Source organism: Mucilaginibacter pedocola (assembly GCF_002013915.1).
Lineage (GTDB): Bacteria > Bacteroidota > Bacteroidia > Sphingobacteriales > Sphingobacteriaceae > Mucilaginibacter > Mucilaginibacter pedocola.
In genome coordinates, this window is record NZ_MBTF01000023.1 from 149,515 (window position 1) to 164,800 (window position 15,286).

At 47.0% G+C, this 15,286-nt stretch carries 13 protein-coding genes; 7 read left to right on the forward strand and 6 right to left on the reverse strand.

All coding sequences use genetic code 11. The features are described 5' to 3' along the window. Positions 1-2: 2 nt before the first annotated feature. The 4 genes from BC343_RS18175 (at position 3) to BC343_RS18190 (ending at position 3,588) form a co-directional block, all read left to right on the forward strand. Positions 3-1,316: a TolC family protein gene (locus tag BC343_RS18175; protein WP_078349215.1), complete on the forward strand. Its 1,314-nt coding sequence runs from the start codon at positions 3-5 to the stop codon at positions 1,314-1,316. A gap of 36 nt (positions 1,317-1,352) precedes the next feature. Further along, a complete protein-coding gene (locus BC343_RS18180; protein WP_078349216.1) occupies positions 1,353-1,736 on the forward strand; it encodes a response regulator in 384 nt (127 codons plus the stop codon). Next, a complete protein-coding gene (locus BC343_RS18185; protein ID WP_078349217.1) occupies positions 1,733-2,584 on the forward strand; it encodes an N-acetylglucosamine kinase in 852 nt (283 codons plus the stop codon). The genes BC343_RS18180 and BC343_RS18185 overlap by 4 nt, the downstream gene beginning before the upstream one ends. Before the next feature lie 371 nt (positions 2,585-2,955). Further along, a complete protein-coding gene (locus BC343_RS18190; protein ID WP_078349218.1) occupies positions 2,956-3,588 on the forward strand; it encodes a dihydrofolate reductase family protein in 633 nt (210 codons plus the stop codon). Positions 3,589-3,756: 168 nt separating this feature from the next. Here the strand turns inward: BC343_RS18190 and lnt are convergent, their stop codons facing one another. Continuing rightward, positions 3,757-5,376 (reverse strand): apolipoprotein N-acyltransferase, encoded by a 1,620-nt coding sequence (gene lnt, locus BC343_RS18195; protein WP_078349219.1) that lies wholly within the window; start codon positions 5,374-5,376, stop codon positions 3,757-3,759. Positions 5,377-5,474: 98 nt separating this feature from the next. Beyond that, the gene (gene rsmI / locus BC343_RS18200; RefSeq protein WP_078349220.1) at positions 5,475-6,215 is read right to left on the reverse strand and encodes a 16S rRNA (cytidine(1402)-2'-O)-methyltransferase; all 741 of its coding nucleotides are present in this window, start codon (positions 6,213-6,215) and stop codon (positions 5,475-5,477) included. A 153-nt stretch (positions 6,216-6,368) separates the two neighbouring features. Between rsmI and serS the strand changes: the two genes are divergently transcribed. Next, positions 6,369-7,640, forward strand: a complete 1,272-nt coding sequence (gene serS, locus BC343_RS18205; protein ID WP_078349221.1) for a serine--tRNA ligase — start codon at positions 6,369-6,371, stop codon at positions 7,638-7,640. 204 nt (positions 7,641-7,844) lie between these two features. On the opposite strand, the gene BC343_RS18210 is transcribed toward serS, so the two are convergent. The 4 genes from BC343_RS18210 to BC343_RS18225 all read right to left on the reverse strand — a co-directional run bounded on the left by BC343_RS18210 (position 7,845) and on the right by BC343_RS18225 (position 12,182). Further along, positions 7,845-8,459, reverse strand: a complete 615-nt coding sequence (locus BC343_RS18210; protein WP_078349222.1) for a zeta toxin family protein — start codon at positions 8,457-8,459, stop codon at positions 7,845-7,847. Next, positions 8,459-8,626 carry a hypothetical protein gene (locus BC343_RS31085; RefSeq protein WP_156088765.1) on the reverse strand — a complete coding sequence of 56 codons (168 nt, stop codon included), beginning with the start codon at positions 8,624-8,626 and terminating at the stop codon, positions 8,459-8,461. Before BC343_RS31085 ends, BC343_RS18210 begins: the two co-directional genes overlap by 1 nt. A 120-nt stretch (positions 8,627-8,746) precedes the next feature. Then, positions 8,747-10,564 (reverse strand): serine hydrolase domain-containing protein, encoded by a 1,818-nt coding sequence (locus BC343_RS18220; RefSeq protein WP_078349224.1) that lies wholly within the window; start codon positions 10,562-10,564, stop codon positions 8,747-8,749. Next, entirely contained in the window at positions 10,551-12,182 is a 1,632-nt protein-coding gene (locus BC343_RS18225) for an amidohydrolase (protein WP_078349225.1), read from the reverse strand. Before BC343_RS18225 ends, BC343_RS18220 begins: the two co-directional genes overlap by 14 nt. A 488-nt stretch (positions 12,183-12,670) precedes the next feature. On the opposite strand from BC343_RS18225, the gene mutL reads away from it, so the two are divergent. Further along, positions 12,671-14,533, forward strand: coding sequence for a DNA mismatch repair endonuclease MutL (gene mutL, locus BC343_RS18235; RefSeq protein ID WP_078349227.1), 1,863 nt, complete (start codon positions 12,671-12,673; stop codon positions 14,531-14,533). A gap of 33 nt (positions 14,534-14,566) precedes the next feature. Then, positions 14,567-15,280, forward strand: a complete 714-nt coding sequence (locus tag BC343_RS18240) for a rhomboid family intramembrane serine protease (RefSeq protein ID WP_078349228.1) — start codon at positions 14,567-14,569, stop codon at positions 15,278-15,280. Positions 15,281-15,286 lie beyond the last annotated feature (6 nt).

The following is a 15,286-nucleotide window of genomic DNA, read 5'->3' on the forward strand; positions in this document are numbered from 1 at the left end:
GCATGAACTTTAAATATATAATAGGCTTGTTTTTTTGCTGTGCTGCCCTAAGCGCAAAGGCACAGGATGCCCAGCCGCTTACCCTGCGCGAAGCTGTGGAGATAGCCCTGAAGAACAACTATAACATTAAGCTGTCGCAAAATAATGCTACCATATCGGGCAATAACGTTACGTTGGGTAATGCAGGCTTTTTACCACAGGTAACCGGTAGCCTTACGCAAAACAGCAGTATACAAACCACCCGGCAAACCCGTAGCGATGGCACGGTAAACAATATTGATAACGCCCACAACAGCAACCTCAACTACGGCGTAAACCTTAACTGGACGGTATTTGATGGTTTTGCCATGTTCGCCAATTACGACCAGTTGAAGCAATTGGATAAGCTTGGAGGCATACGTTTGCAGGATACCGTACAAAGCACCATTGCCAACGTAATAAACACCTATTATAATTTGGTGAGCCAAAACGAGCAGATAAAGGCCCTGCGTGGCGCCATAGAAATATCGCGCACGCAGCTGCGTTACTCTAACGATAAGTTTGCCGTGGGCAGGGTATCGAGGTTGGATGTTTATAATGCACAGGTGAATTTAAATACCGATACTGCCGCACTGATAACCCAACTGCAGCAATTTAAAACCACCAAAATACAACTGAACCAATTGCTGGTGCGCGATCTGCAAACCGATTTCGCGGTAGGCGATACGATCATGATAGACCGCTCATTGATACTGGGCGACATCATCAGTAAGGCGCAAACGCAAAACCCGGCGCTCATCTCATCGCAAATAAACAAGCGCCTTGCCGAGATAAACCTGAAACAGGTACGCAGCACGCGCTATCCCGTTGTGGGTGTAACCTCGGGCTATACTTTCTCGCGCAGTAAATCGCCGGCGGGTTTTACCCTGCAGCAAAATGCGCGGGGTTTTGCGTATGGGTTAACAGCTTCGGTAAACATATTTGATGGTTTGAACCAATGGCGCAAAGAGCGTAATGCCAAACTACAGATAGATAACGCCGACCTGAACTATAAAAGAACCATGCTGGATGTAGAGGCGCAGATAAGCAGCTTTTACGTAGCCTACCTTGCGGGGCTCGACCTGGTGAAGCTCGGCGAATCGAACGTTGACCTTGCCCGCAAGAATATGGAGATATCGCTGGAGAAATACCGCCTGGGCAATATCACCCCATTGGAGGTACGCACGGCACAACGCAATTACCTTGATGCGCAATCCACCTATTTTTCGGCGCAATACCAAAGCAAAATGGCCGAAGTGACTTTAAAGCAGATAACTAACAGTATAAATATTCAATAAAGTAGATTAATTTGCTTTAAAAGATTAATTTTGAGCATGCCTGTCCGCTACAAAACTTGCTTGCTCATTGACGATAATTATATCGACAATTTTGTTACGCGCAAAATTTTGGAAAGCGGCAATTTTGCCGAGAACATTATAGTACAGCAATCGCCCGGGCAAGCCTTATTGGCTTTGGAGCAAGGCGTGATAAAACCCGATATTATTTTCCTGGATGTACGTATGCCGGATATGAGCGGGTTTGAGTTTTTGGAGGAATACGATAAACTGCAACTGGATACCGAAACGCCGGTAAAGATAATCATGCTGTCTTCCTCGCTGGACCCTACCGACCGCAACAACTCGTTAAACAGCAGGCACGTAGCGCAATTTATTCATAAACCCCTTACCTACGAGGCGCTGGAAGAACTTAGCACATGATATTAGTAGCAGATAGCGGGTCGTCGAAAACCGACTGGTTGCTCTCGGGCACCGACGGCGAACCCAAAGCATTTAAATCGGTAGGGCTGAACCCCTACTTTCTTACCGAAAAAGAAATACTTAAAATACTTCAGGAGCAGATAACCGATCTGATACCTTACGCACCCGAGATAAAAGAAATATACTTTTTTGGCGCGGGCTGCTCAAGCCCCGACAGGCACGAGATAGTTTCCAACGCGCTTAGCGTACTTTTTCCACAATCATACATCAGCGTAGATAGCGACTTGCTGGCATCGGCCTATGCCACCTGCGGCAAGGAGAAAGGCTTTTGTTGTATTTTAGGTACAGGCTCTAATATATCTTTCTTTGATGGCGAAGAAATACACGACGGGCAACACGGCCTGGGCTATGTATTGGGCGACGAAGGGGCAGGCACCATCATCGGCAAAACGCTGGTTATCGATTTTCTGTATGGCCGTATGCCGCATGATATCCATCAGAAATTTGAGGCGGCTTACCATTTGGATAAAGAAGTGGTGATAAAAAATGTTTACCAAAAGCCTGCAGCTAATACTTACCTGGCATCGTTCTCGCGTTTCATCAGCGAGATACGCGAAACCGAGTATGCTCAAAACGTACTCCGGAATATATTCCAGGAGTTTGTAGATACCAACGTAAAATCGTACCCGCAGTACGCCAAATACAAATGCAACTTTGTAGGCTCCATAGCTTATACCTTTACCGATGAGCTGAAAGCCGTTTGCGAAGAAAGTGGCGTGCATGTAGGCAAGATCATTAAACAACCCATAAACGATCTACTGGAGTTTATTATAGAGCGTAACGGCTGACCATGATTCGCTTGATTTAAAGATTCTCCGATAGAACTAATTATAAACGCAAGAAGCCCGGCATGCCGGGCTTCTTGCGTTTATAAACCATTTTGTCATTTCGAACCCTGAAGCGGTGGCTGCGAGCGTGAGTGGGTGAGAAATCTTCGACACTTAGTATGGGCGCCGGTTATTACCGCTTTGCATGAGCGCATGCCGTTGCGCCGAAGATTTCTCCTCACGCCACGCACTCCCCAGCCCGCAGTTCGTTCGAAATGACATTTTTGGTTTATGGAGTAGTTTCTTTGTCGTAAACTACCCGATACTTGTCGCCTTTGCATCCCTTAAACAATTCTTACACCGCAGATATTTGAATAAAAATAACCTGCACTATGAGAAGGATAATTTTATCGATGCAAACCTCGCTTGATGGTTACGTAGAAGGCAAGAACGGCGATATGAGCTGGATGCAGCCGGACGACGATGAAGCCTGGGGCGACCTGTTCGGTATGCTTAAAAGTAAAGTCGATTTGTTCCTGTTGGGTCGCGGCATGTGGGCCGAATACCGTAACTACTGGAAAAAGGCACTGGCCGAACCGGAGAAATTTTCGGCGCATGAGGTAGAGTACGCCAAACTTGCCGAAGCTACACCGCATATCGTCTTTTCTAAAACGTTAAAAGAATCCGGTTGGGAAAACACCTCCATCAACAGCGGCGACTTGGAAACTGAGATAAAGAAAATAAAGGCATCTGAAGGGAAAGATATCCAAATAGTAGGAGGGGGAGATTTTGCCGCCGCGATGCTGGATTCGGGCCTGGTGGATGAGATACGCATATTGGTAAACCCCGCTATTGTTGCCGGGGGCAAATCATTCTTCCACCAGATCAAAAACCGCCATTCGCTGGAGTTGAAAGAGGTTAAGCAATTGAGTAGCCAGGTGGTGGTATTGGTTTATAACCAATTGGATACCAATAGCAATATCAACCAAAACCCGGTGAAACGCAGGGCGGAGAACAATAAGTAGGGCTAAGCATTGGGGACGTTAAAAAAGCGTAGGGCGATGGGATTCCTTCCCTGGGGAAGGAGGAGGAAGGGGTTTAGCGAACTTTGCATGTGGTAAGCGTTATGGCTAAACCCCTCCCTGCGTTTGCGCTCAGGCTAGCCGCACCCCTCCCCGAGGAGGGAATTTTATTTAGGCTACAACTTTCTTCCTGAAAAACGATCTCACTAACAAAGACAGAATTCCCAATACCGCCAAAATACTACCCAGTTTTGGCAGGTAATCGCCATGCGCTACGTAGAAGGTGATATTACTGTTGAGGTTAATATTTTGTTTCAGTGCCGTACGCACCCACCATTTGCTTTGCTGCACCACATCACCACGCTGGTTAATGAATGCCGAGATACCCGTATTGGCCGAGCGGGCAACCCAACGGCGGGTTTCAATAGCGCGAAGTTTGGCATAATCCAGGTGCTGGTCTTTCCCCGAGGTATTTTCCCACCAGCCATCATTGGTAATAATGGCAATAAATTGTGCGCCCTGGCCAACCGAACGCGCTATCCAATCGCCCCAAAGCGATTCGTAGCAAATAACCGGCGCTACGCCTATGCCGCTCTGTGCATAAAATACACCAGGCTCGGTTTGCAAGGTGTAAGTACCTGTAGCGCCACCCAAATGGGCAAATACAGGTTTTAAAAACGATAAGGCATCGCTAAAAGGAAGCGACTCGGCTCCCGGTACCAGGCGCGATTTGTGGTAAAACTGCACCCTATCTAAATTTTCGATATTGATGGCACTACTGTAGCGGTCCCAATAGCCACCGCCGGGTACCGGGCTGGCGGTTTGGTTTATTTGCTTATCATATAACTTATAGGTTTCGCCGCCGGTGAGTACATTGCCGTTTTTGTATTTATCTAAGAAACGCCTTACTTGCTGGTAATATCCGTTGCTCGATATATGCTCCTCGTCGATAAGATCAGATATCGCCGTTTCGGGCCAGATAAAAAATTCTGTATTAGGCTGCGCTAATGAATCGGATAGTTTGGTAAGCGTTGCTATCTGTTTGAAAACAGGTATTTCTCCACCCTTTAAGTAAGGGTCGATATTGGGTTGGGCAACTATGACGTTGGATGGATTAGGTTCTTCCACATAATCGTAATAGCGGCTAAGAGAAATACTGAAAGGAATCACTAAAGTCAGCGTAAAAGCTATTACCAGCCTCTGCTTGTATTTTGCTGTTTGCGCTTCGCGGATGCTTATATACATTAAAAACACCAGTATGTTAATTGCCCACACCCAAATGGTGCCGCCGTATACGCCGGTGTACTCGTACCATTGTACCCACTGGTGCATGGTGGCAAAGCCGTTGCCCAAAGTCATCCAGGGGAAGTTGAGGTCCCAGCTTTGGTGCAGGTATTCGTAGCCTATCCAAAAACAAACCAGGCCGATAAGCCCGATAGTGCGGTTGGTTTTTAAACGTAAACGATAATACAGCCAGCAGGCGGTACTCATCAGCAAAGGGCCTAAGGAGTAAGGTATCAGTGTAACGGGTATGGCCACAATTGGGCCTATGGTTTTTAATGAGTTATAAACCCAGTAAACGCACAACGTATTCCAAATAAAAAAGCCGATAAAGGTGCTGTTGAATATCAGCTTCCCTTTTTTGGCGGAGTTGGAGTTGATAATATTCTCCATCATTAGCAACATAGGTACAAAACCAATGAACAGGAAAACGGTGGTATACGGAGTTGGCGGCCAGGCCAGCCAAAGCATTAAACCTGAGAATATGGATAGGAGGATGTTTTTTTTCATGTAAAATTAAGTGCTGCTGATTAACTACATCATTGCTATTCCACTATGTCATTGCGAGCGATAGCGAAGCAACCTCGTAGTGTGCAAAGTAAGGGAGGTTATTCGTCGTCTTCCTCGTCGTTTCCGTATTTCTTTTTCTTTTTATCCCCCTCGGCCGGTGTTGCACCGGCAACGCACATCACAAACTCGCCCTTCATGGGGTGGGTTTCAAAGTAGGCCTTTACCTCGGTAACGGTGCCGCGTACGGTTTCTTCGAACATTTTGGTGAGCTCCCGCGATACGGATATCTGCCTGTCGGCACCCCAGTAGGTGGCCATCTCTTCCAGCGTTTTCAATAAACGGTGAGGCGACTCGTAAAGTATCATGGTGCGCTCTTCGGTAGCCAATTGTTTATAACGGGTTTGGCGCCCTTTTTTCAAGGGGAGAAAACCTTCAAAACAAAACTTATCGGTAGGGAAGCCCGAATTTACCAATGCGGGCACAAATGCGGTTGCGCCGGGAAGGCATTCTACCGCGATGTTGAATTTCAAAGCCTCGCGAACTAAATAAAAGCCCGGGTCGGAGATAGCAGGGGTGCCTGCATCAGATATCAGTGCAATGTTTTGCCCCATCAGCAGGAATTTGATGATCTCGTTACTGCTTTGGTGCTCGTTGTGCTGGTGATGCGCGAACACCTTATTTTGAATATCGAAGTGTTTTAGCATAGGGGCGGAGGTACGTGTGTCCTCGGCCAGTATCAGGTCGGCCTCCTTCAAAATACGGATGGCTCTGAAGGTCATGTCCTCCAAATTGCCTATGGGCGTGGGTACTAAGTAGAGTTTACCTGTTGCTTGGTTCATGGGTGGCTATTTTGTCCATGGTCCATGGTCGATGGACGATAGCATCTCGAATACTTTAGTACTAATAACCACTATCAACAGTGGCTTAAATATCTATGGACTATCGACTATGGACTATGGACTTATTTATATCTTTGCCTAAAAATTATAATAATGCTGCAAGTTAGTTATATCCGTGATAACAGGGAACAGGTTTTAGAACGTTTGGCTGTAAAAAATTTCAAACAGCCCGAATTGGTAGATGAGGTGATAGCGTTGGATGATAAACGCCGCCATACTCAAACTCAGCTCGACAACGTTTCCGCCCAGTCTAACGCAGCTGCCAAACAAATTGGCGAACTGATGCGCACCGGTAAAAAAGAAGAGGCCGAAGCCATTAAAGCCAATACCGGTAAATGGAAAGAAGAAGGCAAACAACTTGGCGAGGCTTTGGCTGCTGTTGAAGCCGAATTGCAGGATAAAATTGTGTTGTTGCCCAACCTGCCGCATACATCTGTACCAAAAGGCATTACGCCCGAAGAGAACGAAGTAGTACTGGAGAATGGCGCTATACCAACGCTACCCGCAGGTGCTTTGCCGCATTGGGAACTGGCGAGCAAATACAATTTGATAGATTTTGAACTGGGTGTTAAAATAACCGGCGCGGGTTTCCCGGTATATAAAGGGAAAGGTGCTAAGTTACAACGCGCCTTAATTGCTTTCTTTTTAGATGAGGCCGAGAAAGCTGGCTACAACGAAGTAATGTTGCCGCTGATGGTGAACGAGGCATCGGGCTTTGGCACCGGGCAATTGCCGGATAAAGAAGGCCAGATGTATTTTGTAGGGCAGGATAACCTGTACCTGATACCCACAGCCGAAGTGCCTATCACCAACTTGTACCGCGATGTGATACTAAAAGGCGAGGAGTTGCCCGTTCGTAATACCGGCTACACCCCATGCTTCCGCCGCGAAGCGGGTTCTTACGGTGCCCACGTACGTGGTTTGAACCGTTTGCACCAATTCGATAAAGTGGAATTGGTACAGGTGGTACATCCCGATACTTCATACGATGTATTGGAGCAAATGAGCGCACACGTACAAGGCCTGTTACAGAAACTGGGCTTGCCATACCGTGTATTGCGCCTTTGCGGTGGCGATATGAGCTTTACCGCATCGTTAACTTACGATATGGAAACCTGGAGCGCTGCACAGGGCCGCTGGCTGGAAGTATCTTCGGTATCGAATTTCGAAACTTTCCAAAGCAACCGCCTGAAACTGCGTTTCCGTAACGCTGAAGGCAAAACCCAATTGGCCCACACGCTGAACGGTAGCGCGTTGGCTTTGCCGCGTATAGTAGCTACATTACTGGAGAATAACCAAACCGAACAAGGCATTAAAATACCGGAGGTATTGGTGCCATATACAAGGTTTGAGTGGATAGATTAAAAAGTACAAAAAAATTACCGTTGTCATTTCGAACGAGCAGCGGGGAGGGAAAGAGCGTGGCGTGAGGAGAAATCTTGTTCATGATGCAAAGCGGTAATGCTAAGCGTTCATGCAAAGCCGAACAGGATTTCTCGTCGCTTCGCTTCCCTCGAAATGACAGAGGGTTATAAAAAGGAACGAGCAACTAATGCCGCTCGTTCCTTTTTATGTTTTAGCCTTATTGATCACAGACTTAAAGTTGTTTGCCCAAACGGGTAAGTGCACTGCTTCTTCAATGATCTGTCCGTTGCTCACATTCATCAGCGGTACCATATCTATATTCTGCCCCGGCGGCTGGAAATTTTGATAAAGGTGTACTGAAGTAAAAGTTTGGTAGTATTGTGAGAGATTCTGCAAACTCTTTTCAAAGTTAATATTGATGTATTCTACAGATACATTATGCCCGCCTTTTGCAACCCTTAATTCGACCCTCTCAATACTCGCTTCTACAGAATCCAAGCCCATGAAAATAAGCCGGGATTCGAAGCCGGCATTCATAAATTGTTTAACGGAATTAATGACCTGCGAATCGCGGAAATTGGTTTCAAAAGCAGCATCTTTTTTACTGCTGATCATTTCTTCTTTCCATTCCGGAAAGAAAACGTCAGTGACGGAGAGCCAAATTTTACTTTCGTCCAGGTCATAGAAAAAGGATTTTAGTTCGGCAAATTTTTTGTCTCCGTCGAATATTGGCGTTCCAGAGGGAATCATTGATGTAGCAAAAGTACTTTTGCCGGCACCATTGGGTCCAGCAAAAACATACAGTTGCGGGGTTGCCATTACCGTATAGTTTTGATGATCTCTGTATGCCCAGTAGCGGCATCTATTTTAACAACCTCCCGATGGCTTTGATACTGCCTGATAAATATATTGCCCGCTTTATAGTGGGCATCGCGGTAGCTATTGTATAAGCCTTCGCGCAGGTTCTCTAACTGCACTTTCGTCATCTGTGGGGCTAACAACTCCGATTGCTCGGATAATGTTCTCTCAAAAATTGGTTTGAATGTGTTGTGAGCCATGTCGTTGGTCCGTTGCTTAAAACAAAGATACAAATGATTTTACAATCCCTACATCCCCTTATTTATCGCTTCATAAATAGCATCCTGTATCCTCGGGCGGATGTTTAGGCTCCCTAATTTGCTGCTTACATCGGGGTGTACGCGGTTACTCAGGAAAACGTAAACCAGGTTATACTTTGGGTCTACCCATACGCAGGTGCCGGTGAAGCCGGTGTGGCCATAGGTTTGGTCGGAAGCCAGTTGCGAGGGGTATTTGTGGTCAGCAATGGGGTCCCAACGGTCAAAGCCGAGGCCGCGGCGGCTTATGGCGCTTTGTTTGGAGGTGAACAGGTCAACCGTTTCGGGTTTGATGTATTGCACGCCGCCGTAGCTGCCGCGGTTCAGCATCATTTGGTACATAATGCCAATATCATTGGCACTGGCAAATAAACCGGCGTGGCCAGCTACGCCCCCCATCAGTGCCGCTGTTGGGTCGTGCACGTAGCCGTCAATTAATGTATGGCGGTCTTTTTTATCGTCTTCGGTTGGCGGTATGCGGTCGGCAGGGAAACGGTACAGCGGCAGGTAGCCTGCGGTTTGCATGCCCAGCGGGTTGTAAAACTGCTGCTGCACATATTGATTAATGGGCTTTGCCGTAACGGTTTCCACTATCTGCTGCATTATGCACATGCCCACATCGCTGTATACATATTGCCCGCGTGTTTTTATGGGGGCGTTCAGCATATCGGGCCACATTACTTCTTCAAAATAATTCTTCCGCAAAAAGTAATTATCGTTAACCTTGGTAGGGAAGTTGGCAGACGAATCAACCGTGTAATCCGTAGGTTTTATTTTGGTAAAGGTTTGAATATCGGGAATAAGCCCTGCCTGGTGCAGCAGCATTTCGCGCACGGTTAGGGTTTTGATATTGCTTTTACGCGCCAAAGCCAGGTAACTGCCTGCGGTAGAATCGAGCGAGAGTTTGCCCTGGTCGTACAGTTGCATGCTCTCCATTGTAGTAGCCGATATTTTGGTCATGCTGGCCACATCGAAAATATCATCTGTGCGGTCGGCTATGCGGTTATCATAGGTATGGTAGCCGTAAGCTTTATTGTAAATTACCTTGCCATCTTTGATCACCATTACCACGCAGCCCGGGGTTGCATGGCTGCTGATGGCCTCTTTAGCAATTTTATCAATGGCCGAAAGGTTGTCTGTCTTTATCCCTGCATCTTCGGGTACGGTGTATTGCAGGCGTACACGGGCGGTGAGCGAACCGGTGCCTGTTGCAAATTTTGGCGTATAAGTTTTGGTAAGCTTTTGCGTAACCGCTACCCCGCCGAACAGGGCCTCTGCACTATACATTGCCGAAACAGGCGTAACCTTTGCCGACCAGATAAGCGGACCGGCAACATCATTCAGCTTAATAAGCGACTTATCGTTACCCAGCAGAGATACAATCACCGTTTTCACCTTTTGGTTAGTAGTGATAAAATCCAATATCTGCGCGTTGTTGATGTCGCCATCGGCGAGTTGAACAATGAGGGTATTGTAAAACTTGGTGTCTAAAGAGAGGGCATCCAGCGTTTTTACGCCTAAATAGGCGCTGCCATCAAAAGGCTGCACTTTGGTGTATTTGTTGGCCAGACTATCAAATGTGGCGGCATTGGGTGCCGAGAAATGTATGCTGGCAATTTTTGCCGATTCGAGGTTTTGCAGCGGGATAACCTGCTTGTCGTTATTTAACAGAACGGTGCTTAGCTCTGCCGCTTGTTGTTCCTGCAGGAAGTTTTTGCTGTTGATGGGCGGGTTTTGCGCACATGCCGAATTAAAAACCACAAAGCCCGATAAAAGCAGAAGGCATAAATTCTGCTTATTTTTTCTCATAAACCTTAACACCATTTATATATGTCTTTATAACTTTCACATTAGGCAGCTGGCTGCCATCCACCTTCATAATATCATTATCCAGTATCACAAAATCGGCATACTTGCCAACCTCTATACTGCCTTTTTCGCTTTCTTCAAAGTTGGCTTTGGCTGCCCAAATGGTCATGCCTTTCAGTGCTTCGGTGCGGCTAAGCGCATTCTCCATCTGGAAACCACCTTCGGGCAAGCCCTTCAAATCTTTACGTACCACCGCTGCGTAGAACGTGTACATAGGGTTTATGTTTTCTACCGGGAAATCGGTCCCCAACGGAATCCAGCCGTTTTGCTTCATCAGGCCTTTATAAGCGTAAGCGCTTTTTAGCCTTTGCGCACCAAGGCGGGTACCGGCCCATGCCATATCTGATGTAGCATGCGTAGGCTGCACCGATGGAATAATGTTAAAGTTGCCGAAGTATTTTACATCCTCGGGCGATACAATTTGCGCGTGCTCTATGCGCCAGCGTTTATCGTTTTTGCCTTTAAGCACATCAGCATAAATTTTTAGTATGGCGCGGTTGGTAGAGTCGCCAATGGCGTGGGTACACATCTGGAAACCGTGTTCGGCTATCTTTTTGGCCACTTCTTCAAAATGGGCTTTGCTGCTCAGCAAGAAGCCGTTCCAGTTGGCTTTGTCGCTATAAGGCTTCAGCAAACATGCCCCGCGCGAGCCTAATGCACCATCGCCATAAACTTTAAAGGCGCGTACATTAAGTCCCGGTGTTTTGTAAGCGCCGCGTTTAAACAGGTACTCGTAGTTTTCTTCTTTATCGGCCAGCATCAGGTACATGCGCATTTTCAGGTCGCCTTTGTGCTGCAGGGCGGCAATAGTGCTTACCATGGTGTAAGGTAGCCCGCAATCGTCAACCGTGGTTAGGCCTACGGCGAAGCAATTCCTCTGCGCATCCAGCAATGCGGTTTGCACCAGTTGCTCGGTTGGCTCGGGTATTTTGCGCGTAACAATGCCCACTGCGTTATCAACCAAAATGCCGGTGAGTTTGCCGCCAACAGTTTCTATTTGCCCGCCGGTAATGGTTTGTCCGGGTTTAATACCTGCAATATTCAATGCGGCCTGGTTGGCAATGGCGGCATGCCCGTCTATCCGGCTCAAAATAACCGGGCGCACGGGGAACAGCGAGTCAAGCTTGGCCTTATTGGGGAATTGCTTTACGGCCCAAATGTTTTGGTCCCAGCCGTTGCCAATTATCCAGCCTTCGGTGCTTTTTGCGGCAAAGGTTTTTACCGTATCCAGTATAGCCTGCCAGCTTTTGCTGCCTACCAGGTTCACTTGCTGCAGGCCTAACCCATATTCAAAAAAGTGTGTATGGGCATCAATAAAGCCGGGGTAAACCGGTTTGCCGCCGGCATCTATCACCTCTTTGGCAAGGTATTTTTTCTCGAGAGTATCAGCATCGCCAACCGAAATGATTTTTCCGTTGCTTACAACGAAAGCATTGGCGGTAGAAAAATTACTGTCCACCGTATAAATGAGGGCGTTTTTTACAAGGGTATCGGCGTTGTATTCCTTTTGTTTACAGGCGGCTACAAGCACAAGCAGCAGGGGCCATAGTTTCTTCATATCGTAAATGGGGGTATACCTAAGTGTATTATTATATACAAGTATGTAAAGGTAAAGTTAGGGCATCAAAAACATAATTTTTTATGGTATCAATTTTATAGCAATTCCTGTAAGGGGTAAGGTGGTGAACTGCGAGTTGACTCACCCCGAATGCGCTACGCTGTTCGACCCTCTCTACTTCGTAAAGAGGGTGGAGGAAATGAAGCTCACCCTCTTTCTGCTTGCGGAGAGAGGGTCGGGCAGCGATAGCGAACCCGGGGTGAGTAAAAATAGCGCCGTAGTGAGCCACCGTGCTAACCGTGCCCATAAAACTGCCCGCCAGCTACTATTCCTATTATTTCCTGAATGTCATTATTGGGCGCGCCGCCCTATGCAACAAGCAGGTGGGGATAACTAAGCCGCAGCCTATCCTAAACATATGCAAGCAAATATTTAATTTAGCATCGAAAATGACTCCGTGCGAAAACGGGAGAAGGGACCACATTTAAATGCCAGATATAATACAGCTTTTACCCGATTCGGTAGCTAACCAAATAGCCGCAGGCGAAGTGGTGCAGCGCCCGGCATCGGCCGTGAAAGAATTGATAGAGAACGCCATAGATGCCGGGGCTGATAAGATACAACTGATATTAAAGGATGCAGGCAAGGGCCTGATACAGGTAATTGATAACGGTTGCGGCATGAGCGTTACCGATGCCCGCATGTGCTTTGAACGCCACGCTACTTCAAAAATACGCAAGGCGGACGACCTATTTGCTATCCGCACCATGGGTTTCCGCGGCGAGGCCATGGCATCTATTGCCGCTATTGCGCAGGTAGAACTAAAAACCCGCCGCCACGAAGACGAACTGGGCACCTGCATTTGCATTGAAGGTAGCGAGGTAATTAAACAGGAGCCTTGCTCGGCTGTTGCAGGTACTTCCATATCCATAAAAAACCTTTTTTATAATACGCCGGCGCGCCGCAACTTTTTGAAGAGTAACCCGGTAGAGATGCGCCATATTATTGATGAGTTTCAGCGTGTAGCGCTGGCCAATCCGCAGGTGTTTTTAACCCTGCATCACGATGGACAGGAGGTTTACCATTTGCCGGCGGCATCGTTAAAGCAACGCATTGTGCACCTGCTGGGCAATAACTACAACCAACGGTTAGTGCCGGTAGAGGAAGATACCACCATCATAAAACTGCACGGCTACGTAGGCAAGCCCGAGTTTGCCCGCAAAACCCGCGGCGAGCAGTTCTTTTTTGTGAACAACCGTTTTATTAAAGATGCTTACCTGAACCATGCGGTGCTTACGGCTTTTGAAGAGTTACTGCCCGATGATACCTACCCGCTTTACGTGCTGTACATCGATATCGACCCATCAAAAATTGATATCAACGTACACCCTACCAAAACCGAAATAAAATACCAGGACGAGAAGGCCATTTATGCCATCATCCGCTCGGCGGTGAAGCGCTCGTTGGGGAAGTATAACATTACACCTACGCTTGATTTCGACCAGGAGAACAGCATCGGGCACCTGATTACGCAAAAACCTTTCGAGGAAATTGTGCAGCCTACCATTGCTTTCAACCCGGATTTTAATCCCTTTGCGGCCGAGAAGCGCCCCGAGCGGGAAATACCGTTTTTGCGCGATAGCCATAGCAGTAGCAGCCCGCGCACGGCCATCCCTAAAAACTGGGATACCCTTTACGAGATTGCCCGCAAGGAAGAAAGCCTGCAGCAGCAAATGCATGTGGAGCCGGTAACGCAAATAAACGAGCAGGAGGTAACCAAGGGGGGCGATAAGCAGTTCTTCCAGGTGCATAACCGCTTTATACTATCGCAAATAAAATCGGGCTTTATGCTGATAAACCAGCAGGCCGCGCACGAGCGTATTTTGTATGAACGCTATTTGCAGCAATTGGACAACCATAGCGGTGTAAGCCAGCAGAGTTTATTTCCGCAGTCGGTTACACTAAACAGCAGCGATTTTGAGTTATTGAGAGAGCTTTTGCCCGATATACGCGCATTGGGTTTTGATATACGCGAGTTCGGTAAAAACACGGTTGTGGTAGAGGGCGTACCGGCAGATATTACCAATGCAAACGAGCACGAATTGCTGGAGCATTTGCTGGAAGGCTTTAAAAACAACCTGGCTATATTAAAGGTTGATAAGCGCGATAACCTTGCCCGCTCATTGGCGCGTAATGCAGCCATAAAAACGGGTACCAAATTATCGATGGAAGAGATGAACCAGTTGATAGACCAACTTTTTGCCTGCGAAATGCCCAATTTAGCCCTGAATGGCAAGCCCGTAATTACTACCTTTACCCTGAACGAATTAGCCGAGCGGTTTGATAAATAACCGGCAAAGCTTTTAAATATTTTTATACAGAAAATGCAGTCACCATTTGCAAATCTAACGCCGGTTGTAAAGAACCTTGTTATAATTAATATCCTGTTTTTTGTAGCTACTTACGCTTTAGCTCAGTTTATAGACCTGGAGAAGTTTTTAGGCGCATACTACCCGGCATCGCCATCATTTAAGCCATGGCAACCCATCACTTACATGTTTATGCATGGCGGGTTCACGCACATATTTTTTAATATGTTCGCCGTATTTATGTTCGGCCCCATGTTGGAACAGGTAATGGGTTCAAAGCGTTTTTTTAACTACTACTTCATGACGGGGCTGGGCGCGTTTGTACTGTATATGATAGTGCAGGCTATACAATTGCATGCAGTAACGGGGGCATTCACCATTCCGCATCCCGAACTGGAAAGCTCCTATTTTAACTATGGCGGAGGGGAAAAAGAGGCAATAAAATTATACAGTATATATAATTTCCCAATGGTTGGTGCGTCAGGAGCAGTTTTCGGTATCCTGGTTGGTTTTGGCCTGTTGTTTCCCGAACTGGAGATGATGGTGCTATTTATACCCGTACCCGTTAAGGCTAAATACTATGCCTTAGGTTATGTTGTGTTAGAATTATTTTCCGGAGTTAGGCAAGCGCCCGGCGATAACATAGCGCACTTTGCCCATCTCGGTGGCGCACTTATTGGTTTTATCCTGATTACCATATGGGGGCTCAGGAAGAAAAACAATTATTAATAATTT

Excerpts from the sequence above, each read along its gene's own strand:
- BC343_RS18180 (WP_078349216.1), top strand. The coding sequence starts at position 1,353 with ATGCCTGTCCGCTACAAAACTTGCTTGCTCATTGACGATAATTATATC.
- BC343_RS18220 (WP_078349224.1), bottom strand. The coding sequence starts at position 10,564 with ATGAGAAAAAATAAGCAGAATTTATGCCTTCTGCTTTTATCGGGCTTT.
- BC343_RS18210 (WP_078349222.1), bottom strand. The coding sequence starts at position 8,459 with ATGGCAACCCCGCAACTGTATGTTTTTGCTGGACCCAATGGTGCCGGC.
- rsmI (WP_078349220.1), bottom strand. The coding sequence starts at position 6,215 with ATGAACCAAGCAACAGGTAAACTCTACTTAGTACCCACGCCCATAGGC.
- BC343_RS18190 (WP_078349218.1), top strand. The coding sequence starts at position 2,956 with ATGAGAAGGATAATTTTATCGATGCAAACCTCGCTTGATGGTTACGTA.
- lnt (WP_078349219.1), bottom strand. The coding sequence starts at position 5,376 with ATGAAAAAAAACATCCTCCTATCCATATTCTCAGGTTTAATGCTTTGG.
- BC343_RS18185 (WP_078349217.1), top strand. The coding sequence starts at position 1,733 with ATGATATTAGTAGCAGATAGCGGGTCGTCGAAAACCGACTGGTTGCTC.
- BC343_RS18175 (WP_078349215.1), top strand. The coding sequence starts at position 3 with ATGAACTTTAAATATATAATAGGCTTGTTTTTTTGCTGTGCTGCCCTA.
- BC343_RS31085 (WP_156088765.1), bottom strand. The coding sequence starts at position 8,626 with ATGACGAAAGTGCAGTTAGAGAACCTGCGCGAAGGCTTATACAATAGC.
- BC343_RS18240 (WP_078349228.1), top strand. The coding sequence starts at position 14,567 with ATGCAGTCACCATTTGCAAATCTAACGCCGGTTGTAAAGAACCTTGTT.
- serS (WP_078349221.1), top strand. The coding sequence starts at position 6,369 with ATGCTGCAAGTTAGTTATATCCGTGATAACAGGGAACAGGTTTTAGAA.
- BC343_RS18225 (WP_078349225.1), bottom strand. The coding sequence starts at position 12,182 with ATGAAGAAACTATGGCCCCTGCTGCTTGTGCTTGTAGCCGCCTGTAAA.
- mutL (WP_078349227.1), top strand. The coding sequence starts at position 12,671 with ATGCCAGATATAATACAGCTTTTACCCGATTCGGTAGCTAACCAAATA.